Source organism: Aeromonas sp. Y311-2 (assembly GCF_027706025.1).
Lineage (GTDB): Bacteria > Pseudomonadota > Gammaproteobacteria > Enterobacterales > Aeromonadaceae > Aeromonas > Aeromonas veronii.
Map to the genome: position 1 here is coordinate 67,887 of NZ_JAPDCL010000016.1, position 22,194 is coordinate 90,080.

General features: G+C 58.6%; 23 protein-coding genes. 2 read left to right on the forward strand and 21 right to left on the reverse strand.

Going from position 1 to position 22,194, the window contains the following annotated elements; genetic code table 11:
- Positions 1 to 93: 93 nt before the first annotated feature.
- Complete coding sequence (mltF, locus tag OKC42_RS15295) at positions 94 to 1,578, forward strand: membrane-bound lytic murein transglycosylase MltF (RefSeq protein WP_005344877.1); 1,485 nt, start codon at positions 94 to 96, stop codon at positions 1,576 to 1,578.
- A gap of 373 nt (positions 1,579 to 1,951) precedes the next feature.
- Here mltF and OKC42_RS15300 read toward each other — a convergent pair whose 3' ends face one another.
- The 20 genes from OKC42_RS15300 to trmJ all read right to left on the reverse strand — a co-directional run bounded on the left by OKC42_RS15300 (position 1,952) and on the right by trmJ (position 20,930).
- On the reverse strand, positions 1,952 to 2,176 hold the full coding sequence (locus OKC42_RS15300) for a zinc ribbon domain-containing protein (protein WP_005333789.1): 225 nt from the start codon (positions 2,174 to 2,176) through the stop codon (positions 1,952 to 1,954).
- Positions 2,177 to 2,300: 124 nt separating this feature from the next.
- Positions 2,301 to 3,797, reverse strand: coding sequence for a ribosome biogenesis GTPase Der (gene der, locus OKC42_RS15305; RefSeq protein ID WP_005333794.1), 1,497 nt, complete (start codon positions 3,795 to 3,797; stop codon positions 2,301 to 2,303).
- Between the two features lie 74 nt (positions 3,798 to 3,871).
- Entirely contained in the window at positions 3,872 to 5,056 is a 1,185-nt protein-coding gene (bamB, locus tag OKC42_RS15310) for an outer membrane protein assembly factor BamB (RefSeq protein ID WP_005333796.1), read from the reverse strand.
- Complete coding sequence (locus tag OKC42_RS15315; protein ID WP_270820195.1) at positions 5,049 to 5,699, reverse strand: YfgM family protein; 651 nt, start codon at positions 5,697 to 5,699, stop codon at positions 5,049 to 5,051. The genes bamB and OKC42_RS15315 overlap by 8 nt, the downstream gene beginning before the upstream one ends.
- Positions 5,700 to 5,702: 3 nt before the next feature.
- Positions 5,703 to 6,980 (reverse strand): histidine--tRNA ligase, encoded by a 1,278-nt coding sequence (gene hisS / locus OKC42_RS15320; RefSeq protein ID WP_005351051.1) that lies wholly within the window; start codon positions 6,978 to 6,980, stop codon positions 5,703 to 5,705.
- 138 nt (positions 6,981 to 7,118) lie between these two features.
- Positions 7,119 to 8,234 (reverse strand): flavodoxin-dependent (E)-4-hydroxy-3-methylbut-2-enyl-diphosphate synthase, encoded by a 1,116-nt coding sequence (gene ispG / locus OKC42_RS15325; RefSeq protein WP_005333801.1) that lies wholly within the window; start codon positions 8,232 to 8,234, stop codon positions 7,119 to 7,121.
- Between the two features lie 10 nt (positions 8,235 to 8,244).
- On the reverse strand, positions 8,245 to 9,213 hold the full coding sequence (rodZ, locus tag OKC42_RS15330; RefSeq protein ID WP_128815429.1) for a cytoskeleton protein RodZ: 969 nt from the start codon (positions 9,211 to 9,213) through the stop codon (positions 8,245 to 8,247).
- Positions 9,203 to 9,994, reverse strand: coding sequence for a PilW family type IVa pilus biogenesis/stability lipoprotein TapF (gene tapF / locus OKC42_RS15335; RefSeq protein WP_085943024.1), 792 nt, complete (start codon positions 9,992 to 9,994; stop codon positions 9,203 to 9,205). Before tapF ends, rodZ begins: the two co-directional genes overlap by 11 nt.
- Positions 9,995 to 10,005: 11 nt before the next feature.
- On the reverse strand, positions 10,006 to 11,109 hold the full coding sequence (locus tag OKC42_RS15340; RefSeq protein ID WP_005344856.1) for a bifunctional tRNA (adenosine(37)-C2)-methyltransferase TrmG/ribosomal RNA large subunit methyltransferase RlmN: 1,104 nt from the start codon (positions 11,107 to 11,109) through the stop codon (positions 10,006 to 10,008).
- 167 nt (positions 11,110 to 11,276) lie between these two features.
- Positions 11,277 to 11,705, reverse strand: coding sequence for a nucleoside-diphosphate kinase (gene ndk, locus OKC42_RS15345; RefSeq protein ID WP_005333805.1), 429 nt, complete (start codon positions 11,703 to 11,705; stop codon positions 11,277 to 11,279).
- Positions 11,706 to 11,972: 267 nt separating this feature from the next.
- A complete protein-coding gene (pepB, locus tag OKC42_RS15350; protein WP_270803741.1) occupies positions 11,973 to 13,256 on the reverse strand; it encodes an aminopeptidase PepB in 1,284 nt (427 codons plus the stop codon).
- Positions 13,253 to 14,557 (reverse strand): aminopeptidase PepB, encoded by a 1,305-nt coding sequence (gene pepB, locus OKC42_RS15355; RefSeq protein WP_129504226.1) that lies wholly within the window; start codon positions 14,555 to 14,557, stop codon positions 13,253 to 13,255. The genes pepB (OKC42_RS15350) and pepB (OKC42_RS15355) overlap by 4 nt, the downstream gene beginning before the upstream one ends.
- Positions 14,558 to 14,730: 173 nt before the next feature.
- A complete protein-coding gene (gene fdx / locus OKC42_RS15360) occupies positions 14,731 to 15,069 on the reverse strand; it encodes an ISC system 2Fe-2S type ferredoxin (RefSeq protein WP_005333808.1) in 339 nt (112 codons plus the stop codon).
- A 1-nt stretch (position 15,070) separates the two neighbouring features.
- A complete protein-coding gene (gene hscA / locus OKC42_RS15365; RefSeq protein WP_005351033.1) occupies positions 15,071 to 16,918 on the reverse strand; it encodes a Fe-S protein assembly chaperone HscA in 1,848 nt (615 codons plus the stop codon).
- Positions 16,919 to 16,946: 28 nt separating this feature from the next.
- Entirely contained in the window at positions 16,947 to 17,465 is a 519-nt protein-coding gene (gene hscB, locus OKC42_RS15370; RefSeq protein ID WP_042013204.1) for a co-chaperone HscB, read from the reverse strand.
- A gap of 118 nt (positions 17,466 to 17,583) precedes the next feature.
- Positions 17,584 to 17,907: an iron-sulfur cluster assembly protein IscA gene (gene iscA, locus OKC42_RS15375; RefSeq protein ID WP_005333812.1), complete on the reverse strand. Its 324-nt coding sequence runs from the start codon at positions 17,905 to 17,907 to the stop codon at positions 17,584 to 17,586.
- Between the two features lie 15 nt (positions 17,908 to 17,922).
- Complete coding sequence (gene iscU, locus OKC42_RS15380) at positions 17,923 to 18,306, reverse strand: Fe-S cluster assembly scaffold IscU (RefSeq protein ID WP_005333813.1); 384 nt, start codon at positions 18,304 to 18,306, stop codon at positions 17,923 to 17,925.
- 37 nt (positions 18,307 to 18,343) lie between these two features.
- Positions 18,344 to 19,558, reverse strand: coding sequence for an IscS subfamily cysteine desulfurase (locus OKC42_RS15385; RefSeq protein WP_270803742.1), 1,215 nt, complete (start codon positions 19,556 to 19,558; stop codon positions 18,344 to 18,346).
- 53 nt (positions 19,559 to 19,611) lie between these two features.
- Positions 19,612 to 20,115: a Fe-S cluster assembly transcriptional regulator IscR gene (gene iscR / locus OKC42_RS15390; RefSeq protein WP_026035025.1), complete on the reverse strand. Its 504-nt coding sequence runs from the start codon at positions 20,113 to 20,115 to the stop codon at positions 19,612 to 19,614.
- A gap of 92 nt (positions 20,116 to 20,207) precedes the next feature.
- Positions 20,208 to 20,930, reverse strand: a complete 723-nt coding sequence (trmJ, locus tag OKC42_RS15395; RefSeq protein WP_270803743.1) for a tRNA (cytosine(32)/uridine(32)-2'-O)-methyltransferase TrmJ — start codon at positions 20,928 to 20,930, stop codon at positions 20,208 to 20,210.
- Positions 20,931 to 21,116: 186 nt separating this feature from the next.
- Here trmJ and OKC42_RS15400 point away from each other — a divergent pair, with 186 nt between their 5' ends.
- Positions 21,117 to 21,533, forward strand: a complete 417-nt coding sequence (locus OKC42_RS15400) for a hypothetical protein (RefSeq protein ID WP_270803744.1) — start codon at positions 21,117 to 21,119, stop codon at positions 21,531 to 21,533.
- Here OKC42_RS15400 and ubiT read toward each other — a convergent pair.
- Complete coding sequence (ubiT, locus tag OKC42_RS15405; protein WP_005344837.1) at positions 21,486 to 22,019, reverse strand: ubiquinone anaerobic biosynthesis accessory factor UbiT; 534 nt, start codon at positions 22,017 to 22,019, stop codon at positions 21,486 to 21,488. The two genes, OKC42_RS15400 and ubiT, sit on opposite strands and share 48 nt — an antisense overlap.
- Positions 22,020 to 22,194 lie beyond the last annotated feature (175 nt).

A 22,194-nucleotide genomic window follows, 5' to 3' on the forward strand; every position in this document is an offset into this window, starting at 1 on the left:
GGATCTGGCTCACAGCGGACAAACGTTTTTCTCACTTCGTGCAGTGTGACTCTGCGCACACTCTCTGGTATAAAGGTGCCTCTTTTTTGACAAATGCCGATTTTTTCAACAAAGGTACTCACCTACTTGCGCTGCATTTTTCGACTGTTTATCGGGCTGTTGTTGACGCTGACACTGGTTGGCTGCGACTTCTATAGCCCCTCCAGCCAGCTGGAGCAGATCCGCCAGCGAGGCGAGATCCGGGTTGGCACCATCTATGGTCCCACCTCCTATTACCAGCGTGACGACCTCGCCCAGGGGTTCGATTACGAGCTGGCGCAAAATTATGCCGACTGGTTGGGGGTGAAACTCACCATCATCCCGGTCGACACCACTGACCAACTGGTCACCCTGCTGAAAAAGGGCAAACTCGATCTGGCGGCTGCCGCCATCATGGTCACCCCCGAACGGCGCGAGCTGTTTCGCTTCGGCCCGGGCTTCTATCAGGTCTCTCCCAAACTGGTCTACCGCAACGGCAAACCCAAGCCGGCCTCATTGAACGATATCAAGGGCAAGCTGGTGGTGGCCGCCGGCTCCACCGGTGAAGATCTGCTCAAAGAGATGAGCAAAGAGAATCCGAAACTAGCCTGGAGCACCAGCGACAACGCCGATGTGGAGGAGCTGCTCAAGCAGGTGGTGGATGGCAAGATTGACTACACGGTGGTGCAGGATACCGTGCTGGCCCGTACCCAGCGCTACTACCCGGAGCTCACCGAGGGGCTGACCCTGGCCCAGAAGCAGACCGTTGCCTGGGCCATGAGCAAGCTGCCCGATGACAGCCTCTATGCCAGCGTGATCGACTTCTTCGGTCAGCGCTTTATGGATGGTGCCATCGCCAAGCTGGACGAGAAGTACTTCGGCCACGTGCAGAACTTCGACTTTGTCGATACCCGTACCTTTCTCAAACGCGCCAAGAGCCTGCTGCCCAAGTACCAGCCGCTGTTCCAGACTCACGCCAAGAATATCGACTGGCGTCTGCTCGCCGCCATCAGCTATCAGGAGTCCCACTGGGACCCGCAGGCCCGCTCCTACACCGGCGTGCGCGGCATGATGATGCTGACCGAGCCCACAGCCAAGGCGATGGGAGTCAACGACCGGCTTCATCCGGAAGAGAGCATCAAAGGTGGCTCCCTCTATCTGCAACAGATGATGGAGAAGGTGCCGGATTCGGTGCCCGATGACGAGAAGGTGTGGTTTGCCCTCACCGCCTACAACATCGGTTACGGCCACATGATGGACGCCCGCCGCCTGACCAAAGAGCTCGGCAAGAATCCTGACGCCTGGAGCGACGTGAAAGAGGTGCTGCCGCTGCTGCAGCAAGCGCGCTGGCACCGCAAGGTACGTTACGGCTATGCCCGTGGCAGCGAGGCGCGCAACTATGTCAACAACGTGCGCCAGTATTACCAGAGTCTGCTCTGGCTCGACAACGAGCAGCAGAAGGCACATCAGCGGGAGAGTCTCGACAACGACAGCGAGCCCGAGCTGGCCGAGCGCCCCACCGCCATCGCCGAAGTGGTCAATCAAATCACCATGCGCTAACCAGCCATTATTCGGCTGTTTTCACGCAAACTTCTCTGTTACCATCGATTCACATCGGAGCCTATCCGAAATCGCATTGTTTTCATTATGTTGAGAGATTAAATAACAGCAATTTCGGATGGGCTCCATCAATGACCCAAGGCCGGGATGGCCACCTGAGTTGGGAGGAGACCAAGATGCAAAAACGTAGAAAAATCAGTCTGGTCAGAAAAGCGAAGTGCAGCTGGAGCCCCAGACGCAAACTCAAGCTTAATGACATCAAGCGCAACCTGTGGCGCAGAAATCGATCCTATACCCTGCTTATTGCAGAGCACACAGCATAAACCCGGCATTCGCCGGGTTTTTTTATCTTCTTTCTCACCTGAATGCTGTTTTACACCAGTGCCGCCTTGAACTGTACCGACCGCTTGGAGATCAGCGAGTTGCAGTGGTTGCAGAAGTAATCCACCGCGCCGCACGCCTTGAGACGCTCCAGCTCCTGCTGGCAGGTGGGGCAGATGGCAGTAACCCGAACAGGGGCCTGGCACTGGCCACAGGTTTGCTCCTTGCTGCGGGTATCCAGTTCAGCCTGGCATGATGGACAAAGCAGGGCTTCCATAATCAACTCCTCGAAAAGTGGATCTGCCATGGTCTTGTTCCATGGCAGATCCCCCTCACCTTATTCCTCACCTTAACATGGCGAGGATAACAAAGCGGCTGCCGGTGAGGGCAGCCGCAAGGACTTATTTCTTCTTCATTTTCAGCAGGCGTTTGCGCTGACGTTCCTGACTCAGGGTCATGGTGTTTTTCTTGCCTTCAAACGGGTTGACCGACTCCTGGAACTCGACCCGGATCGGCGAGCCCATGATCTTGAGGGACTTGCGGAAGTAGTTGATCAGATACCGCTTGTAGGAGTCCGGCAAGTCGTTCAGCTGGTTGCCGTGGATCACGATGCGCGGTGGGTTGTAGCCACCGGCGTGGGCATACTTGAGCTTGACGCGGCGACCATTGACCATCGGCGGCTGGTGATCTTCCTGCGCCATCTGCATGATGCGGGTCAGCATGGCCGTGCTGGTACGACGGGTGGCGGACTGGTAAGCCTCCTGAATGGATTCAAACAGATGGCCGACACCGCTGCCGTGCAGGGCGGAGATGAAGTGGACGCGAGCGAAGTCGATGAAGCCCAAGCGACGATCCAGCTCGTTCTTCACATCCTCTTTCACCTTCTGATCCAGACCATCCCACTTGTTCACCACCAGCACCACGGAGCGACCGGCGTGGAGCACATAGCCAAGGATGCTCAAGTCCTGATCGGTGATGGTCTCCTGGGCGTCGATCACCAGCAGGCAGACGTTGGCATCTTCGATGGCTTTCAGGGTCTTGATAACGGAGAACTTCTCAACCGTCTCGTGCACCTTGCCACGACGACGCACACCGGCTGTGTCGATAACCACATACTTCTGCTCGTCACGCTCCATCGGAATGTAAACGGAGTCACGGGTGGTGCCGGGCATGTCATAGACGATGACCCGATCTTCACCCAGCATACGGTTGGTCAGGGTAGATTTACCGACGTTGGGACGACCAACGATGGCGAACTTGATGGGCAGGTCAGCGAACGGGGTCTCCTTGGTGTCCTCTTTGGTATCGAGTTCACCGGCAGCCACCATGCGCAGCAGGGCTTCTTCGTCGAAGTCCTCCTCTTCCTCATCCTGCGCATCTTCATCGGTAGCGGAGTCGACCAGGGTCTCCAGATGGGGAGCCAGGGCCAGTTCCAGCAGGCTCAGCACGCCACGACCGTGTGCGGCCGCGATCTGGTAGACCTCGCCCAGCGCCAGACCGTAGAACTCGGAGACAGCGGAATCACCGTCGATACCGTCGGTCTTGTTGGCCACCAGAAATACCTTCTTGTGGGCCTTGCGCAGGTGCTCGGCAATGGCTTGATCCGCCGCGGTCAGACCGGCACGGGCATCCACCATGAACAGCACGACGTCCGCTTCTTCGATGGCCAGCAGGGATTGCTCGGCCATCTTCAGCTCGATCCCCTCTTCGGTGCCATCGATACCGCCGGTATCGACCACGATAAATTCCAGCTCGCCCAACTTCGCCTGACCGTATTTACGGTCCCGGGTCAGACCGGGAAAATCGGCAACCAGGGCATCCCGAGTACGGGTCAAGCGGTTAAACAGGGTGGATTTCCCCACGTTGGGGCGGCCCACCAGGGCTACTACAGGAGTCATAAAAGCCTCATTCTCAAGACGACAAAGGCTCCGGGTCCGAAGACCAGGAGCCGGATATTCACATTATCGGACGATCAAGGACGCTTGAGGGCGTACAACTTGCCGTCACGGCTCTGCACATACAGGGTCTCGCCATCCACCAGCGGGGCGGCATAGAGACCACTGCTATCGAGCTGCTGCATCGCCTTGATGGTACCGTCGGTACGATCAAGCCAATACAGGTATCCTTCCACATCACCCACCACCACATAGTCACCGAAGATGACAGGTGCAGTGACGGTACGATTTTCCAGCTGGGTGTTGGACCACAGCTCCAGACCGTTGCGACGGTCGATGGCAAACAGGTGGCTGCGACTGTCGGTCAGCACGATGGCATTACCGGTCATCGCCAGATCGCGATAGCCGGAATACTTGCGCTTCCACACTTCATCGCCGGTCATCAGCTTGCGCGCCATCAGCTGACCGTTGTAGGCGATGGCGTAGAGCTCATCACCGGCAATCAGCGGGCTGGCATCGACGTCAACCATACGGTCCAGCTCGGTGGCACCGCGCGGATCAGCCACCTTGGACTGGCGCACCGGCTGGCCGTTGCTCAGCAGGGCGATGCCCACCTTGCCATCGGCACGACCGTAAATCACGGCGCCGTTGGTGATCACCGGTGCACCGGCACTGCGCAGGGTCAGCGGCGGCTGCTCTTCGGAGAGCGACCACTGCATCTTGCCTTCATCAGTGTCGAGGGCGATCAGGCGACCGGAGGTGGTCAACACCACCACGCGGCCATCTTCCACCGCGGGGCTTGCCACCACTTCGCCGGGCACATTGGTCTGCCACAGCACTTCACCGTTCTCTTCGTTCAGGGCGTAGACCACCCCGTTCTCGGAGCCGAGGAACAGCTTGCCGTAACGGGAAACCAGGCCACCGGAGAGACGAGCGCTACGCTTGTCGGCGTTGACCGGCAGATCGGCCAGATCGACGGTCCAGAGGCGATCGCCACTGGCACGGTCAAAGGCGCTTACATCGCCGTCGCGGGCAGCCGCGTAGATGCGATCCTCTTCCACCACCGGCTTGAGCTGGGAGTAGAAGTCACCGATGCCATCACCCACAGTAGATGACCATGCGGTGTCGGCAGTGAAGGCAGATTCAACCTTGGGCAGCGGCGCCATCGGATTGAGATCCTCTTCGGAACTGAACAGGGAGCAACCCTGCAGAGCGAAGGAGACCGCAGCCCCCAGCGCCACCATCTTGAATAAATTACGCATCCGGTGCCTCACCAGTCGCTACGGCCGGCAGGGCCAGATCGTCCATTTTCAGCTTGAGCTCAGCGCTACCCTGCAGGCCGCCGGAATCGGCCGCTGCCTGATAGGCATCACGAGCCTCTTCGGTCTTGCCCTGCTTTTGCAGCACATCACCACGGGCTTCGGCTACCTGCGCCTTGAAGGCCTCATTCTGGATGGTTGCCAGCTTGGCCAGCGCTTCATCTGCCTTGCCCTGATCATTCAGCACCCGGGCCAGACGCAGCGCCGCGATGGGACGAATGCTCTCGTCACCCGTGGTCGCCACCAGCTCCAGCTGCTCGGCAGCCAGATCCAGCTTGCCCGCCTTGACGGCAGCGGCAGCCAGTTGCAACGCGGCCAGTTCACCGTAGGAGTCACCCTTGTTGGCGGTAACAAACTGCTGTGCCTGCTCGAAACCGGCGGCATCGCCCTTGGCCAGCTGCTCAATCACCTGGTTGTAAGAGTGGGAGGAGGCCTCCATGGTCTCTTGCTGGTGCTGGTTGTAATAGCGCCAGCCGAACAGACCGACCAGACCGATCACGGTCCCGGCAATCACCGAGTTTCCGTTCTCTTTCCACCACTCCTTGATAACCTCAACCTGTTGTTCTTCGGTGGTATAGACTTCCACAGCTTACTCTCCTTTGGCTGCCAGCAGGGCAATGGCGGCGTCAACCTTGACGGTCTGTTGCTCGGCCTGACCACGCAGATATTTGATAGTGATCTCCCCGTTTTGCACCTCGGTCTCACCAAGGATCAGGGCGATTGCCGCGCCGCTCTTGTCGGCACGTTTGAGTTGTTTCTTGAAGTTGCCACCACCGCAGTGGCTCATCAGGCGCAGGTCCGGCAGGGCATCGCGCAGACGCTCGGCCAGCTGGAAGCCAGCCTGTTCGGTCCCCTCGCCCACCATCGCCAGATAGACATCCACCGCCGGGCGGATATCGGCGTTGAGCTCGAGAGTTTCCAGCATCAGCACCAGACGCTCCATGCCCATGGCAAAGCCCACGGCCGGGGTCGGTTGACCGCCCAGCTGCTCTACCAGACCATCGTAGCGGCCACCGGCACAGACGGTGCCCTGGGCACCCAGACTGCTGGTGACCCACTCGAACACGGTCAGGTTGTAGTAGTCAAGACCACGCACCAGACGCTCGTTCACTTCGTATTTGATACCGGCAGACTCGAGCAGGCGCTTGAGCCCCTCGAAGTGGGCCAGGCTCTCTTCGCCCAGATGGTCGAACAGACGCGGGGCACCCGCCAAAATGGCCTGCACCTTTTCATCCTTGGAGTCGAGCACCCGCAGCGGGTTGCTGTACATGCGGCGCTGGCTCTCTTCGTCCAGCTGCTCCTTGTACTGCTCCAGATAGGCCACCAGCGCATCGCGGTAAGCGGCACGCTCGGCGCTCTGACCCAGGGTGTTGAGCTGCAGGGTGACATGCTCGCTGATGCCAAACAGACGCCACAGACGGTGGGTCAGCATGATCAGCTCAGCGTCAATGTCCGGCCCGTTGATGCCAAACAGCTCGACACCGAACTGGTGGAACTGGCGATAACGGCCCTTCTGGGGACGCTCGTGACGGAACATGGGGCCCATGTACCACATCCGGCGTTCCTGGTTGTAGAGCAGACCGTGTTCGATACCGGCACGGACGCAGCTGGCGGTCCCTTCCGGACGCAGGCTCAGGCTGTCGCCGTTACGGTCTTCAAAGGTGTACATCTCTTTTTCGACCACGTCGGTCACTTCACCGATGGCGCGCTTGAACAGATGAGTCTGCTCGACAATCGGCATGCGCACTTCGCTGTAGCCATAGCTTGCAACGACCTGGCGCAGGATCTGTTCAACCTTCTGCCATACCGGGCTCTGCTCCGGCAGGCAATCATTCATACCGCGAATAGCTTGGATCTGTTTTGCCACGTTGATACTCGAGAAAAAGAGGTAAAATTTGGCCGCATTATAGGGATTTTCCCCCCCAAGGTAAAATCAGGGAATCCGGATGCGGGATTTAAAATCAGTCACCTGGAAAAAGGGCCACCCAATGTGGCCCTGTTTCGCTCACTCCTTGTCCATCGGGATCCGGTTGGCGGGATCCAGCATGGCGGCGCGGGCGCGAATGCGGCGCTCCAGAGTTGGAATGAGATCCTTGTTGTCGAGCCGATCGACCCGCTGGCCTCCCTCATAGAAGGCACTCTTGTTGGCGGCACCCGCCAGACCAAGGTCGGAGACCAGCGCTTCGCCCGGGCCATTGACCACACAGCCGATGATGGAAACATCCATCGGGGTGATGATGTCTTCGAGCCGCTCTTCCAGCGCGTTGACAGTGGCGATCACATCGAACTCCTGCCGTGAGCAGGATGGGCAAGCGATAAAGTTGATGCCACGGGAGCGAATACGGAGGGATTTGAGGATATCGAAACCGACCTTTACCTCCTCCACCGGATCCGCCGCCAGCGAGATACGCAGGGTATCGCCGATGCCGTCGGTAAGCAGCATCCCCAGACCGATGGCAGACTTCACCGCGCCGGCACGGAAACCGCCCGCTTCGGTGATGCCAAGGTGCAGCGGCTGTTCAATCTGCTTGGCCAGCAGGCGATAGGCACCGACTGCCAGGAACACATCGGAGGCCTTGACGCTCACCTTGAAGTCCTGGAAATCGAGACGATCGAGATAGTCCACGTGACGCATGGCGGACTCCACCAGCGCCTCTGGGGTCGGCTCGCCGTACTTCTCCTGGATATCTTTCTCCAGCGACCCGCCATTGACCCCGATACGGATCGGGATATTGAGGTCGCGTGCACAATCGACCACCGAGCGCACCCGCTGCTCGTTGCCGATGTTGCCCGGGTTGATACGCAGGCAGTCGGCACCGTACTCGGCCACTTTCAGGGCGATGCGATAGTCAAAATGGATATCGGCAACGATGGGGATGCGGGTTTGCTGTTTGATGAGCCGGAAGGCTTCCGCCGCTTCCATGGTGGGCACGGAGACACGGACGATATCGGCACCGACCCGCTCGATCCGCTGGATCTGCTCGATGGTGGCGGCGACATCTGTGGTCTTGGTGTTGGTCATGGTCTGCACGGTAATGGGGGCATCGCCCCCAACCGGTACATTACCAACCATGATCTGTCTGGATTTACGACGAATGATGGGTGATTCGTGAGAAGACATGGGAAACAGATTACTCCTGCGGCAGTGAGAAGCGGGCTGTACGGCCGTTGTTGTAACGGCTCATATCAAACGACTGACCCTTGTAGTCAAGCTTGACGGCCATGGGCGCGCCAATGATGAACTTCAGGGGCTCGGCGCCTTCCAGCACCAGCTCGTCGTTGGCCTTCTTCAGACCACTGAACAGGGTCTTGCCGTTGGCATCCTTCACATCCAGCCAGCAATCGGCGGTGAAGCTCATCTTCAGTTGCGGCGCCGTCGCCGGATCAACGACAGCCTCTTCAGATTCGGTGCCATTGGCGCCGGATACCGCTGCATCGGTCGCAGTGCCGACAGCCGCGCTGACATCGGTCGGGGCAACAGCCGCAGAAGCAGGCGCCAGGGTAGCCGTCGCATCGGAGACCACCGCAGGGGCAGCCACGTCCGTGGCGGCCGGTGCGATGGCAGCGCCTTCGGCCGGAGCTGTGTTGATCGCATCGGGCGGCGTGATAGCAGGTTCAGCCGGAGTCGAACCGGTTGCACTCATCTCGGTGGCTGCCAGCGCTTCATCACCGGCGGAGCGACGGGAAGTACTCTGCCACCACCAGGCGACCGAGAGCGCAATCAACACCAGGATCACCAGCCAGGTCACCACCTTGAGCCGACTGTCGTTGGCTTGCTGGCGGGAGCGACGGGAGAAGCTCTGCATGTCGATATTGTCGGGAGGAGTCAGACCCAGCTTGTCGTAAGCAGCCAGAATGGTCTCGTCGGGGATCCCGACCAGCTTGGCATAGGTACGCAGATAGCCCCGAATAAAGGTATGGGAGGTGTGCTTGTCGTAGGTATCCGATTCGATAGCGGCGATCAGGGTCAGACGAAGGTGAATGCGGGACGCAACCTGTTCTCGTGTCCAGCCAAGCTGTTCACGGGCGTTGCGCAGCAATTGGCCTGGGCCTACTGCCTGGGAGTCGTCTTGGAAATCGTGTTGCTGTTCAATAGTCATTGGCTAAATAACGCTTGGCTTGTTGCGAAGTGGGATATTGCCTTACCAGCTCAGTCCCGAATTGGTGAAGTAATGCCGGCTTGTCCATCGCCTGTGCCAGCCGAAGTCTCAACCAGAGACTCTCCTCGTTCTCGTCTGACACATCGGCAAAACGGGCGAGGTAGGACTGCACATCAGGCAGCTTGCCATCTTTCATGGAAAGCTCGGCCAAGTCCAGCAATAACCCTGGATTGCGGGGATTATACCCCAAGGCCAGGCGATAGTACTCGCCTGCTTTATCATTTCTGCGATTTTGCAGCGCACAAAGTGCCGCATTTTCATAGGTATCGGCAATTTTTACGTAACCTGGCTGAATAACAGCCTGGTTGAACGCCTGATCTGCCTCGGCATACCTGCCGCGATCACAGAGGAAGGCACCATAGTTGTTCATTGCGTCAGCATTGGACGGATCCATGGCAAGGGCGTTCTTGTAATGGGTCTCGGCTGCCTTGAAATCTCCTACCTTCTGGTAGAAGTAGGCAAAACCGATCTGGATCTGGGGGTTGGAGGGGTCATACTGGAGGGCGCGGTCAAGATTGAACTTGGCCTGCTCGGCATTGCCCTGACGCAGGTACTGGATACCCAGGTCTAGGCGGGTTTGGGCAGCCGCCTTGAGGTCAGGACCCACTTCACGCTGGGTCGAGTTCTGGCCAGCGTAAGTGGTCTCGGTCACACAGCCTGGCAGCGCGCAGAGCGCTGCCACTACGATCAATGTACGTGTATCCATTCCCTGTCTATACAATGGCTTAGCATTTAAACCATTTTGACGGAAATCCCATCCTGTTGCATCCGATTTTTGATAGTTCGCTTGGTACGGTCAATCACGTCACCCACCAGCTGACCACAGGCGGCATCGATGTCATCACCACGGGTCTTGCGGACAATCACGGTGAAACCGTACTCCATCAGCACCTTGGAGAAGCGATCGATACGGCTGTTGCTCGGCTTGCCGTAAGGGTTGCCCGGGAAGGGGTTGAACGGGATCAGGTTGATCTTGCTCGGCGTGTCCTTGAGCACCTTGGCCAGCTCGTGCGCATGCTGCATATCGTCATTGATATGATCGAGCAGCACATACTCGACGGTCACCCGACCACCGTTGGCATTGGATTTGGCCAGGTAACGACGGACACCGGCGAGGAACTCCTCGATGTTGTACTTGTCGTTGATCGGCATGATCTCTGAACGCAGCTTGTCGTTCGGGGCGTGCAGGGAGATAGCCAGCGCCACGTCGATCTGGTCACCCAGCTTGTCCAGCGCAGGTACCACGCCAGAGGTGGAGATGGTCACCCGGCGCTTGGAGATGCCAAAGCCGTAGTCATCCATCATCAGACGCATGGCGGGCACCACATTGGCGAGGTTAAGCAGCGGCTCGCCCATCCCCATCATCACCACGTTGGTGATGGGACGCTTGCCACCGACCACGCGGGCCGCACGCCACACCTGACCGATGATCTCGGAGACTTTCAGATTGCGGTTGAAGCCTTGTTGAGCCGTGGAGCAGAACTTGCACTCCAGCGCACAGCCAACTTGAGAGGAGACGCAGAGGGTCGCGCGGTCATCTTCCGGGATGTAGACGGTCTCGACCTCCTGATCGCCCACCTGCAAGGCCCACTTGATGGTGCCATCGGCAGAGCGCTGCTCGCGGCTGATCTCGGGCGCCTTGATCTCGGCGATTGCCTTGAGGCGCTCTTTGAGCACCTTGTTGACGTTGGTCATCTGATCGAAATCATCACACCCAAAGTGATAGATCCACTTCATGACCTGATCTGCCCGGAATGGCTTCTCGCCCAGTTCGACGAAAAAGGCACGCATGGCATCCCGATCAAGATCCAGCAGGTTGATTTTTGTTTCGCTCATCAATGGCCTCAGTTCAAACACTTCATCAATTATTGGCTGACGACGTCAGGGGGCGGCATTGTACAAATAATGGGTCTGGCTTTCCACCTGGAGAATAGAGGGATATTGCGTAAACGGCGAAAACAACAAAGGGAGCCGAGGCTCCCTTGGGTCATCATCCACAAAAATCAGCCGCGCGGGCAGATCTCGTTGTCAGAGAAGAAGTAGGCAATTTCGCGGGCAGCGGATGCAGGTGCATCAGAGCCATGCACTGCGTTGCGATCGATGCTCTCGGCATAACAGGCACGCAAAGTACCAGCCAGCGCCTCTTTCGGGTTGGTAGCCCCCATGATCTCGCGATTGCGACGGATGGCGTCTTCCCCTTCCAGCACCTGCACCATGACAGGGCCAGAGGTCATGAAGCTGACCAGATTGTCATAAAAAGGCTTGCCCTGATGCTCGGCATAGAAACCGGCAGCCTGTTCACTGCTCATGTGCAGCATTTTGGATGCCACCACTTTCAAGCCTGCGCTTTCGAAACGGCTATAGATGGCACCGATCAGGTTCTTGCTGACAGCATCCGGTTTGACGATAGAGAAGGTACGTTCGATGGCCATTGATATCTTTCCTTAACTACAGAGTTTTATTGTTAGAATCCATGTTCGCTGGCGATTATACGTAAACAAAAACCGGAAAAACACACAAACAAGCAACTTTTTATTAAACATCACTCCCTTGCAATCAACATCCACACTCATCTTGACCGAGCAGAGCCGGAAAATATGTGCGCTTGCGCACGATAGTTACCTTAAGCCGCCAAAACCCCATCTTTTGTTCACAATTCGAACAGCATGAAAAAGGCACCCTAAGGTGCCTTGTCTCGCCTATTTGGCTTCCGCCAGCAGGGCCCGCGCTATGGTGCGCATCCCCAGAGTATTAGCTCCCGGCGCCCAGAGGGCATCGCCGTTGTCACTGAAGCAGGCGGCCAGATCGATATGCAACCAGCCCATCCCTTCGTTGGCAACGAAACGGGAGAGGAAACCCGCAGCGTTGGAGGCGCCACCCGGCCCGCCCCCCTTCACCGGACGGCTGTTGGCCGTGTCGGCGTAATGGGAAGGGCACTGCTGGCGGTGCCAGGGCTCCAGCGGCAGCGGCCAGGCAGGCTCATGCTCAGCATCGGCATAGGTCATTGCGCGGCTTACCAACCCTTTGTCGAGGCCGAACAGAGCATTGTAGCGCCCACCCAGCGCCATCACGGCTGCGCCGGTCAGGGTCGCGGCATCGATGATCAGCGGTGCGCCGGACTCGCTCGCCAGTTGCAGGCCGTCGGCCAGCACCAGCCGCCCCTCGGCATCGGTATTCACAATCTCGACCGTGGTGCCGTTCTTGTAGGTGAGGATGTCGCCCAGCTTGTAGGCGTTGCCGGAGACCAGGTTCTCAGCGCAGCAGAGGATCAGCTTCACCCGCTTATCGAGCCCGCGCAGCATAGCCAGCGCCAGCGCACCGGTGACAATCGCCGCACCACCCATGTCGCACTTCATGGTGAGCATCCCCTCGGAGCTCTTCATGGAGTAGCCGCCGGAGTCAAAGGTGATCCCCTTGCCCACCAGCGCTGCCGCTACCGGCGCCTTGGGGTCACGCCCCGGGTTGAAGTCGAGCTCCAGCAATACCGGTTCGCGCGCACTGCCGCGGCCCACCTGATAGAGGCCGACCCAGCCCGCCTGTTGCAGCGCTTCGCCTTTCAAAATGCGATGACTCACCTTGTCCGGCGCCACCTCGGTAATAAAGGAGGCAGCTTCCACCGCCAGCTCCAGCGGGCCCAACTGCTCCGGGGTGGCATTGGTCATCTCGCGCACCCAGCGGCCGCAGAGCCAACGCGCTTCCAGCTCCTCTCTGTCCTCTTCCGAGGACATGGCCCACTGCAGTTGCACCTCCGCCTTGGGGGTTTGCAGCCCTTGGGCAAAAGCCCACTGCTGTTCACGCTCCCAGTGACCAGCCAGGGTCACTTTCTGGATCCCTTGCTGGCAGAGGCGACGGGCCGCCTGCTGGATATCGAGCAGTGGATTGGCCGTCACCAGATGGATCACCATGCCGTCGGCACGGTGAGAGAGCAGCGCCCCCTCCCCCCACTCGGCCGGTGCAAATTCACGACTTAACCAGACATTCATGCGGTCACCTCCTGCAGCCAGCGTGCGATGGTGCGCAGACCGTGCCCTTTGGCGCCGGTCGCCCAGAGATCGTTGCCCGATTTCTGATAGGAGGCCGCCAGATCCAGGTGCACCCAGCCCTTGCCCTCATCGCGCACGAAGCGGGAGAGAAACGCAGCAGCCGTGGTGGCACCGGCTGTGCCCTCTGCCGAGGCGACGTTGCCCAGATCGGCAAAGGCCGAGGTGAGCTGGCTGGCATGCCAGGGCTCCAGCGGCAGCGCCCACGCCTGCTCGTTTTCCACCTTGGCGGCGGCCAGCGCACGCTGCTGTTCGGTCTCATCGAGGGCAAACACCGCATTATAATCGCGCCCCAGCGCCATCTTGGCGGCGCCGGTCAGGGTGGCTGCGTCAAGGATATAAGCCGCACCACTGTCGGAGGCCGCCATCAGGCCATCGGCCAGCACCAGACGACCTTCCGCATCGGTGTTCTGGATCTCGACCGAAACCCCATTCTTGTAAGTGAGGATGTCGCCCAGCTTGAAGGCGTGGCCGGAGACCAGGTTCTCGGCGCAGCAGAGAATGAGCTTCACCCGCTGGTTCAGACCGCGGCTGATAGCAAGCGCCAACGCGCCGGTCACCATGGCGGCACCGCCCATATCGGACTTCATCGGCAGCATGTTGTCAGAGGACTTCATGGAGTAGCCACCGGAATCGAAAGTGATCCCCTTGCCCACCAGCGCCGCCACCACGGGTGCATTGCGATCACCGGTCGGGTTGTAGTCAAGCTCCAGCAGCACAGGCTCGCGCTCGCTGCCACGGCCAACCGACCAGATCCCGATATGGCCGGACTCGCGCAGCGCTTCACCGGCGGTGATGCGAGCTGTAACCTGATCCCCGGCCAGACCACGAATGAGCAACAGGGCCGATTCCGCCAGACTCATGGGGTAGATCTCTTCCGGACAGCCATTGGTGATGTCACGTACCCAGCGAGCCGCCTTGAGCAGCGCATCCAGTTCACGGGCTTCCGCGTCGCTCTGCTGGCCGAAATCCAGTTCACGCGCACCCTTGGCGGCGTAGAAACCCTGGGCGAACGCGTAGCGACGCTCCAGATCCCAGCCTTCACCGACCAGCATCACCCGCTTGATCCCGCTCGATTCGAGGCGACGGGCGGCGCGCTGAACGGTGCGCAGAACATCCTTCTCCTGACCCGCGGCACCAAGATGGATCAGTGCCTCGTCGCCATTGAAACTGAGCTGGGCGCCCTCGCCCCAATAGGCGGCCGCAGCCTGGGTGGATAACGCTACCTTCATCATGTCAGCCATCGTGTTTGCTTCCTTTTTACTGGCACTATGTATAAGCACTCTTTATGGGAAAGAGCTTATTGGCAAAGAGAGAATAACGAATACAAAAAAGGCCGTGCCCCCTAGGGTCACGGCCTTCCACCATATCACTGAAGCACCACAGGATGCTGCACGTGCAATTCACTCATGTGTAATTAATGGCGTTCAGAGGCAAGGTTCAGGGTGTACTTGGGCAGTTCCACCACCAGATCCTCGTCTGCCAGTTTTGCCTGGCAGCTGAGGCGCGATTCCGGCTCCAACCCCCACGCCTTGTCCAGCATGTCGTCTTCCAGCTCGTCACTTGGCTCGAGCGAGTCAAAGCCCTCGCGCACCACGCAGTGGCAGGTGGTGCAGGCACAGGATTTCTCGCAGGCATGCTCGATTTCGATACCGTTGCGCAGCGCCACATCCAGAATGGTCTCGCCGCTTTGCCCCTCGAGGGCGGCGCCATCCGGACAGAGTACGGGATGAGGAAGAATGATCAGTTTTGGCATATTACACCTTGTTGACGTTTTGTCCGGTCAGCACCTTGCGGATGGAGGCGTCCATCCGGCGGGCTGCAAACTCGCCACTGACAGCGTCGGCTGCCTCAATGGCTTCTTTGATTTGATGGGTTGCGCCGCTGTTGCGCATGGTCAGCAGATGGGCGATGGCGGCATCAATCTCGGCACGCTCGGCAGCATTGAGCAGGGCATCGCCATCGGCGGCCAGCGCCGCATTGAGACTCTCGACCACCCGGTCGGCTTCAACCTGCTGCTCGGCCAGCATGCGGGCATCCATATCCTGCTGGGCATTCTCGATGGAGGCACTCAGCATGTTGAGGATATCCTGCTCCGCCAGCCCGTAAGAGGGCTTGACCTGGATCTCGGCCTGCACGCCGGAGGATTTCTCCATGGCGCTGACCGAGAGCAGACCATCCGCATCCACCTGGAAGGTGACGCGAATATGGGCGGCGCCGGCTGCCATCGGCGGAATACCAGTCAGGGTAAAGCGGGCCAGGGAGCGGCAATCGGCCACCAACTCGCGCTCACCCTGTACCACGTGAATGGCCATGGCGGTCTGACCATCCTTGAAGGTGGTGAACTCCTGGGCGCGGGCAACCGGAATGGTAGTGTTGCGCGGGATCACTTTCTCGGCGAGACCACCCATGGTCTCCAGACCCAGCGATAGCGGGATAACGTCCAGCAGCAGCATCTCGGCATCGGGCTTGTTGCCCACCAGAATATCGGCCTGGATGGCGGCGCCAATGGCGACCACCTTGTCAGGATCGATGCTGGTCAGCGGCGTACGCTGGAAGAACTCGCCCACCAGTTCACGCACCAGCGGCACCCGGGTGGAGCCACCGACCATTACCACTTCCAGCACTTCCACCTGCTCGAGACCGGCATCGCGCAGGGCGCGGCGACAAGCCAGCAAGGTCCGTTTCACCAGCGGGGTGATGAGTTCATCAAACTGGCTACGGCTCACTGAACCCTGCCAGCCAGCAAAGGTGCACGCCACCTGCTCGGCATCGGTCAGACCGTGTTTGACGGCCGCGGCCACATCCAGCAGCTCGCGCTGCAGATGGGCATCCAGCTCGCCGGAGAGGCCCGCCTGCTCCTTGATCCAGTCCGCCAGCAGGTGATCAAAATCATCGCCGCCGAGGGCGGAATCGCCGCCGGTCGCCATTACTTCAAACACACCGCGATGCAGACGCAGGATAGAGATATCGAAGGTACCGCCCCCCAGATCGTAAACCGCGATCACCCCTTCCTGACCGGAGTCAAGGCCATAGGCAATCGCGGCCGCGGTCGGCTCGTTGAGCAGACGCAGTACGTGCAGACCGGCCAGACGGGCCGCATCCTTGGTCCCCTGACGCTGGGCATCATCGAAATAGGCGGGCACGGTAATGACCACGCCATCTAGATCGCCCCCGAGTGTCTGGGCGCCACGCTCGGCCAGCTTTTTGAGAATTTCGGCCGATACCTGCACCGGATTGACCAGCCCCTGACGGGTTTGCAGTTGCGGCATGCCATTGTCGGCGGCAACAAACTGGTAAGGCTGCTGGCGGGTATCGATATCGGCCAGCGCCTTGCCCATCATCCGTTTGACCGAGACGATGGTGTTGTGAGGATCGAGCGCCGCTTCGCGCTTGGCATCAATTCCGACTCGAATGGCGTCGCTTTGATAGTGCACCACTGACGGGAGCAGGTCGCGCCCTTGCTCATCGCAAAGGGTATCGGCGTGACCACTGCGAACCGCAGCGACGAGAGAGTTGGTGGTGCCGAGATCGATGCCGACGGCACGTTTGTGCTGATGAGGAACAGCGCTCTGGCCGGGTTCGGCGATTTGCAGTAATGCCATGGGTAATGAAACTTCCAGCGTTAAAGGATCAAGACTCGAGAAGCGAGTCTTCGAATCGTTCCAGCTCTTCGAGGAGCTTGTCGACAAACTTGAGTTTGCGAACGCAATCAGCGGCAACGAGATCTTTGCCGGCGGCAAGAGACTCGGTCAGCTGCTGCATCAACATCTGGTGATCATGCCTGATCTCGCTGCGAAAATCCTTGATGGCGCGCTCAGGGTCGGCGTCATCTTTCAAGTCGGCCAGACGCTCGCGCCACTCCAGCTGCTGCATCAGAAATGCGGTATCTTGCAGGGTCTGCTGTTCACCACGGATATCAGTGCCACGCAGGGAGAGCAGATATTCTGCACGGCGCAGCGGCGCCTTGAGGGTGGTGAATGCTTCGTTGATCTGGGCGGCACGTTGCACAGCAGCCAGCTGCTCCCGTTCGGGGGCGGTGGCAAAACGATCAGGATGGAATTGGGTTTGCAGCTGGCGGTAGGTATCAGCCAACTGACGGGTATCGAGCTCAAAGCCTTCAACCAGCCCAAACAGCTCGAAATGATTCATGCAAACCTCTTGGAAACGTTCGCCACTACCTCACTCGCCCCTGGCAAATGAGATGTGGTTGAACGGGTCATGGACAACCCGCTCAACCACAGACGAAGGATCATTGACGTCAAACAGCTCAGACACTGAAGCTTTCGCCGCAACCACACTCGCCTTTGGCATTGGGATTGTTGAACTGGAAGCCCTCGTTGAGGCCCTCCTTGACGAAATCCAGCTCGGTGCCATCCAGATGGATCAGGCTCTTGGCATCGACAATAATCTTGACGCCCTGCTGCTCGAACACCTGATCCTCATCGGTCAGTTCATCAACGAACTCAAGCACGTAGGCCAGACCGGAGCAGCCGGTGGTTTTGACGCCGAGGCGCAGGCCAATGCCCTTGCCCCGGTTAGCCAGAAAAGAGGAAACCCGTGCCGCGGCGGCATCTGTCATGGTAATAGCCATACTGCTCTCCGGCGCTTAGAGACCTTTCTTCTGCTTGTAATCGGCGATGGCGGCCTTGATGGCGTCCTCGGCCAGAATGGAGCAGTGGATCTTCACCGGTGGCAGGGCCAGCTCTTCGGCGATATCTGTGTTCTTGATGCCAGCCGCTTCGTCCAGGGTCTTGCCCTTGACCCATTCGGTCACCAGGGAGCTGGAGGCGATGGCAGAACCGCAGCCGTAGGTCTTGAACTTGGCATCTTCGATGATGCCTTCGTCGCTGATCTTCAGTTGCAGCTTCATCACGTCGCCACAAGCGGGCGCACCGACCATGCCGGTTGCAACGCTGGGATCATTCTTGTCGAAACCACCGACGTTGCGAGGATTCTCGTAGTGGTCGATTACTTTTTCACTGTAAGCCATATCTCACTCCTGCTAATTCTGTTGCTCACTGAAGTAATCAGTGATGAGCCCATTCGACCGTGTTCAGATCGACGCCGTCTTTGTACATCTCCCACAGGGGGGACATCTCGCGCAGACGACCGATGGAGTCACGAATAAGCTTGACCGCGTAGTCAATCTCTTCCTCGGTGGTGAAGCGACCCATGCTGAAACGGATGGAGCTGTGTGCCAGCTCGTCGTTCAGACCCAGTGCGCGCAGCACATAGGAAGGTTCCAGGCTGGCGGAGGTGCAGGCCGAACCGGAAGAGACCGCCAAATCTTTCAGCGCCATGATGAGGGATTCCCCTTCCACATAGGCAAAGCTGACGTTGAGGTTACCCGGAACACGCTGATCCAGATCGCCATTGATGTAGACGGCTTCAATATCCTTGATGCCATTCCACAGACGCTGGCGCAGAGCCAAGATGCGCTCGCCTTCACTCACCATCTCTTCTTTGGCGATGCGGAAAGCTTCGCCCATCCCGACGATCTGGTGGGTAGGCAGAGTACCGGAACGCATGCCGCGCTCGTGGCCGCCACCGTGCATCTGGGCTTCCAGACGAACGCGGGGTTTGCGGCGAACAAACAGTGCACCGATCCCTTTCGGACCATACACCTTGTGCGCTGAGACGGAGAGCAGGTCCACTTTCAGTGCTTCCACATCTACCGGGATCTTGCCCACACTCTGAACGGCATCCACGTGCAGCAGGATCTTGCGGGAACGGCACAACTCGCCGATGGCGGCAATGTTCTGAACCACGCCGATTTCGTTGTTCACATGCATGATGCTGACCAGGATGGTGTCATCACGCATGGCATTCTCGATCATCTCGATAGTGAACAGGCCGTTTGGCATCGGCTCAAGATAGGTCACCTCGAACCCTTCACGCTCCAGCTGGCGACAGGTATCGAGCACCGCCTTGTGTTCGGTCTTGGAGGTGATGATGTGCTTGCCCTTGCTGGCATAGAAGTGGGCAACACCCTTGATGGCCAGGTTATTGGATTCGGTCGCACCGGAAGTGAAGACGATCTCGCGGGGATCGGCACCGATCAGCTCTGCCACTTGATTACGGGCCAGATCCACCGCCTCTTCGGCTTGCCAGCCAAAGCGGTGAGAACGGGAAGCCGGATTGCCGAACAGGCCATCCATGGTGAGACACTGCATCATTTTTTCTGCGACACGCGGGTCCACCGGACAGGTTGCCGAATAATCAAGGTAAATAGGCAGTTTCATGTTTTTCTCCGTCACAGTCCGGGTCATACAGAGTCCCGCTGTGGAAAGCACGTTTATAGTTGGACTTTCAAGCTCACATCGCCGTGTTCTGCCCGATCAACCAGGGACAACACGGTCTTCATTTGTTCATCTTGCTTGCCGGCAATGCGGCGCACATCGGCCTGCCGTACCAGCTCGGCCAAGGTGATATCCCCGAGGAAACTGGAGATCCGCTCACTCAGGTCGCGCCACAGGGAGTGCGTCAGACACTGGGTACCACCGTGGCAGCCGCCCTTGCCGAGACACTTGGTGGCATCGACCGACTCATCGACCGCGGTGATCACCTGACCAACCGAAATCTCGCCTGGGGCCAACCCGAGGCGATAACCACCACCCGGGCCACGCACGCTGCTCACCAGACCATGTTTGCGCAGGCGGGCAAAGAGCTGCTCGAGATAGGACAACGAGATGCCCTGGCGCTCGGAAATATCGGCAAGGGGGACGGGCCCCTGCTCTGCATGCAGCGCCACGTCTAGCATGGCGGTTACAGCGTAACGTCCTTTTGAAGTCAGTCTCATGTGCCTTACCGTCTTGCGAAGCAATTTAATGGGGCACATGGTCACATACCCGACCAAAACAGTCAAGTATATGGTTGAGTAAATCAGTCGGATTAATCCGGTACGCGCGCTTTCTGTACCGAGGTCAGAATTCCGCGCAGAATGTTGAGCTCTGCCGCTTCCGGCCGAGCCCGATTGAACAGGCGACGCAGCTTGCTCATCACATGACCCGGATGGTCATCGGCAATAAAACCGGTCTTCATCAGGGTTTGTTCCAGGTGCTGATAGAACCCTTCCAGCTGGGCGGCACTCGGATAGACCATCTCATCTTCAGGCTCGGCGGCCTGCCCCTGCAGCCAGCGCATCCGCACTTCGTAGCAGAGAGTCTGCACCGCCATGGCCAGATTGAGGGAGCTGTAATCGGGATTGGCCGGAATGGCCACGTGGTAGTGGCACTTTTGCAATTCGTCGTTGGTGAGACCGGTGCGCTCACGACCAAACACCAACGCGACCGGGTGCAGCATCCCCTCAACCACCGACTTTTCGCCGGCTTCACGGGGATCGAGCATGGGCCAGCTCAGGGTTCGAGAGCGGGCGCTGGTGCCAATGACCAGACCACAATCGGCGATCGCGTCGTCCAGTGTCGGGACGATACGGGCATTGGCAAGCACATCGCTGGCACCAGCCGCCAGGGCGAAGGCATTGTCATCCGGCAAGGCTTGCGGATCAACCAATACCAGCTGGGTCAACCCCATGGTCTTCATGGCGCGTGCCGCAGACCCCATGTTGCCGGTATGAGAGGTGTTTACCAAAACGATACGAATCTGATCCAACATGCCCAGTCAATCTTCAGTCAAAAATGGCGCGCAATTGTAACATAAGAGAACACCATGTTGGCACCGTAAAAGCCGAGCCATTTCAGAACAAAACTACCCGTTTGTATAACAAACCAGCATGAGGGAAGTGAGAGGGGGGGCTAAACTTGATGGATATCCGATAAACGGCACAGGAGACACCACGCCATGCTTCCTCCCTTTATCTATGAGAGATTGCCCAGCCTCTACCTGCTGGCAGCCATTGCCATTATTACGTTGAGTGAACGGCCCCTGCTCTGGTTTGCAGGCACCTTGCTGTTTATCGCCGGAGCGGTGACCTGGATGATGCGCTCCAGCTACCGACGTACCGATCTGATTATCTTTCCGAGCAAACGCTGGCTACAGCCGGAGTGGCTGTATGAAGCGCAACCCTTTATCTGGCTGGCTGCGGGGCTGGCCATGTCACAGCTGCCCGCCCCTGCGGCACTCATCGCCTTGGTGCCCTGTCTGTGGGCCTGTCGCTGCCTCTGGGCACGGCACCATTATCGTCGCCATGCCCATGGGGTGATTGTCCACTTAAGACGGGATCCCGCCCGGCGCCGTCTGCACCGGAGCCTGCGCTGACTCTGTGCGGGCGCGTTCGATAAACGTCGCCAGATCCATCAGGGGATACTTCATCAGGCTTGGCAAGCCATCGAGATCCAGACTGTCCATCAGGTTTTTCACCTCAAGGCCCAGTTCGGTATCCCCTTCTATCTTCAGCTTGCGCTGGAAAAAGAGCGAGTCCGGATCCTCTTTGCGACCGGCAATCAGGATCAGGTCGTTGGCCGTACCGCTGAAGCAGACATCGGCCTTGTCACACTCGCGAGCTACCACCAGCTGGCCATTCTGCTCACTGATAAACCAGCACAGCTCCAGATCAGAGACTTCGACTTTCAGCCACTTGTCTGCCAGAAACTCGAAATCGCCATCTTCGATAGCCTCTTTGAAAACCCGGGCCAGCAAACTCTCCATCAGCTGCTTTTGCAGATTGAACGGAACCAGCTTGAGGGGATGGCGCAAGAAGCGCGGAGCCTGTTCGACCAGGCGGCGTTGCAGTTGTTGAAACACGATAGACTCCCTTTTTTGCGCATTCAAACACAGGGAGAGTGGCAAGATCATGTTGGAAATCAAACTTGTGCAGGGTTACCTCAAGAAGGGTAAAGCCACACAAAGCTGCCTCAGGTCAAAAAGCGGGAGTGCATGGCTGCATACAATCAGGGCTCGTTTGCCCTTCATATGCACT

Excerpts from the sequence above, each read along its gene's own strand:
- mltF (WP_005344877.1), top strand. The coding sequence starts at position 94 with ATGCCGATTTTTTCAACAAAGGTACTCACCTACTTGCGCTGCATTTTT.
- OKC42_RS15300 (WP_005333789.1), bottom strand. The coding sequence starts at position 2,176 with ATGGAAGCCCTGCTTTGTCCATCATGCCAGGCTGAACTGGATACCCGC.
- der (WP_005333794.1), bottom strand. The coding sequence starts at position 3,797 with ATGACTCCTGTAGTAGCCCTGGTGGGCCGCCCCAACGTGGGGAAATCC.
- bamB (WP_005333796.1), bottom strand. The coding sequence starts at position 5,056 with ATGCGTAATTTATTCAAGATGGTGGCGCTGGGGGCTGCGGTCTCCTTC.
- ispG (WP_005333801.1), bottom strand. The coding sequence starts at position 8,234 with ATGTCTTCTCACGAATCACCCATCATTCGTCGTAAATCCAGACAGATC.
- rodZ (WP_128815429.1), bottom strand. The coding sequence starts at position 9,213 with ATGACTATTGAACAGCAACACGATTTCCAAGACGACTCCCAGGCAGTA.
- OKC42_RS15340 (WP_005344856.1), bottom strand. The coding sequence starts at position 11,109 with ATGAGCGAAACAAAAATCAACCTGCTGGATCTTGATCGGGATGCCATG.
- ndk (WP_005333805.1), bottom strand. The coding sequence starts at position 11,705 with ATGGCCATCGAACGTACCTTCTCTATCGTCAAACCGGATGCTGTCAGC.
- pepB (WP_270803741.1), bottom strand. The coding sequence starts at position 13,256 with ATGAATGTCTGGTTAAGTCGTGAATTTGCACCGGCCGAGTGGGGGGAG.
- pepB (WP_129504226.1), bottom strand. The coding sequence starts at position 14,557 with ATGGCTGACATGATGAAGGTAGCGTTATCCACCCAGGCTGCGGCCGCC.
- fdx (WP_005333808.1), bottom strand. The coding sequence starts at position 15,069 with ATGCCAAAACTGATCATTCTTCCTCATCCCGTACTCTGTCCGGATGGC.
- hscA (WP_005351033.1), bottom strand. The coding sequence starts at position 16,918 with ATGGCATTACTGCAAATCGCCGAACCCGGCCAGAGCGCTGTTCCTCAT.
- hscB (WP_042013204.1), bottom strand. The coding sequence starts at position 17,465 with ATGAATCATTTCGAGCTGTTTGGGCTGGTTGAAGGCTTTGAGCTCGAT.
- iscA (WP_005333812.1), bottom strand. The coding sequence starts at position 17,907 with ATGGCTATTACCATGACAGATGCCGCCGCGGCACGGGTTTCCTCTTTT.
- iscU (WP_005333813.1), bottom strand. The coding sequence starts at position 18,306 with ATGGCTTACAGTGAAAAAGTAATCGACCACTACGAGAATCCTCGCAAC.
- OKC42_RS15385 (WP_270803742.1), bottom strand. The coding sequence starts at position 19,558 with ATGAAACTGCCTATTTACCTTGATTATTCGGCAACCTGTCCGGTGGAC.
- iscR (WP_026035025.1), bottom strand. The coding sequence starts at position 20,115 with ATGAGACTGACTTCAAAAGGACGTTACGCTGTAACCGCCATGCTAGAC.
- trmJ (WP_270803743.1), bottom strand. The coding sequence starts at position 20,930 with ATGTTGGATCAGATTCGTATCGTTTTGGTAAACACCTCTCATACCGGC.
- OKC42_RS15400 (WP_270803744.1), top strand. The coding sequence starts at position 21,117 with ATGCTTCCTCCCTTTATCTATGAGAGATTGCCCAGCCTCTACCTGCTG.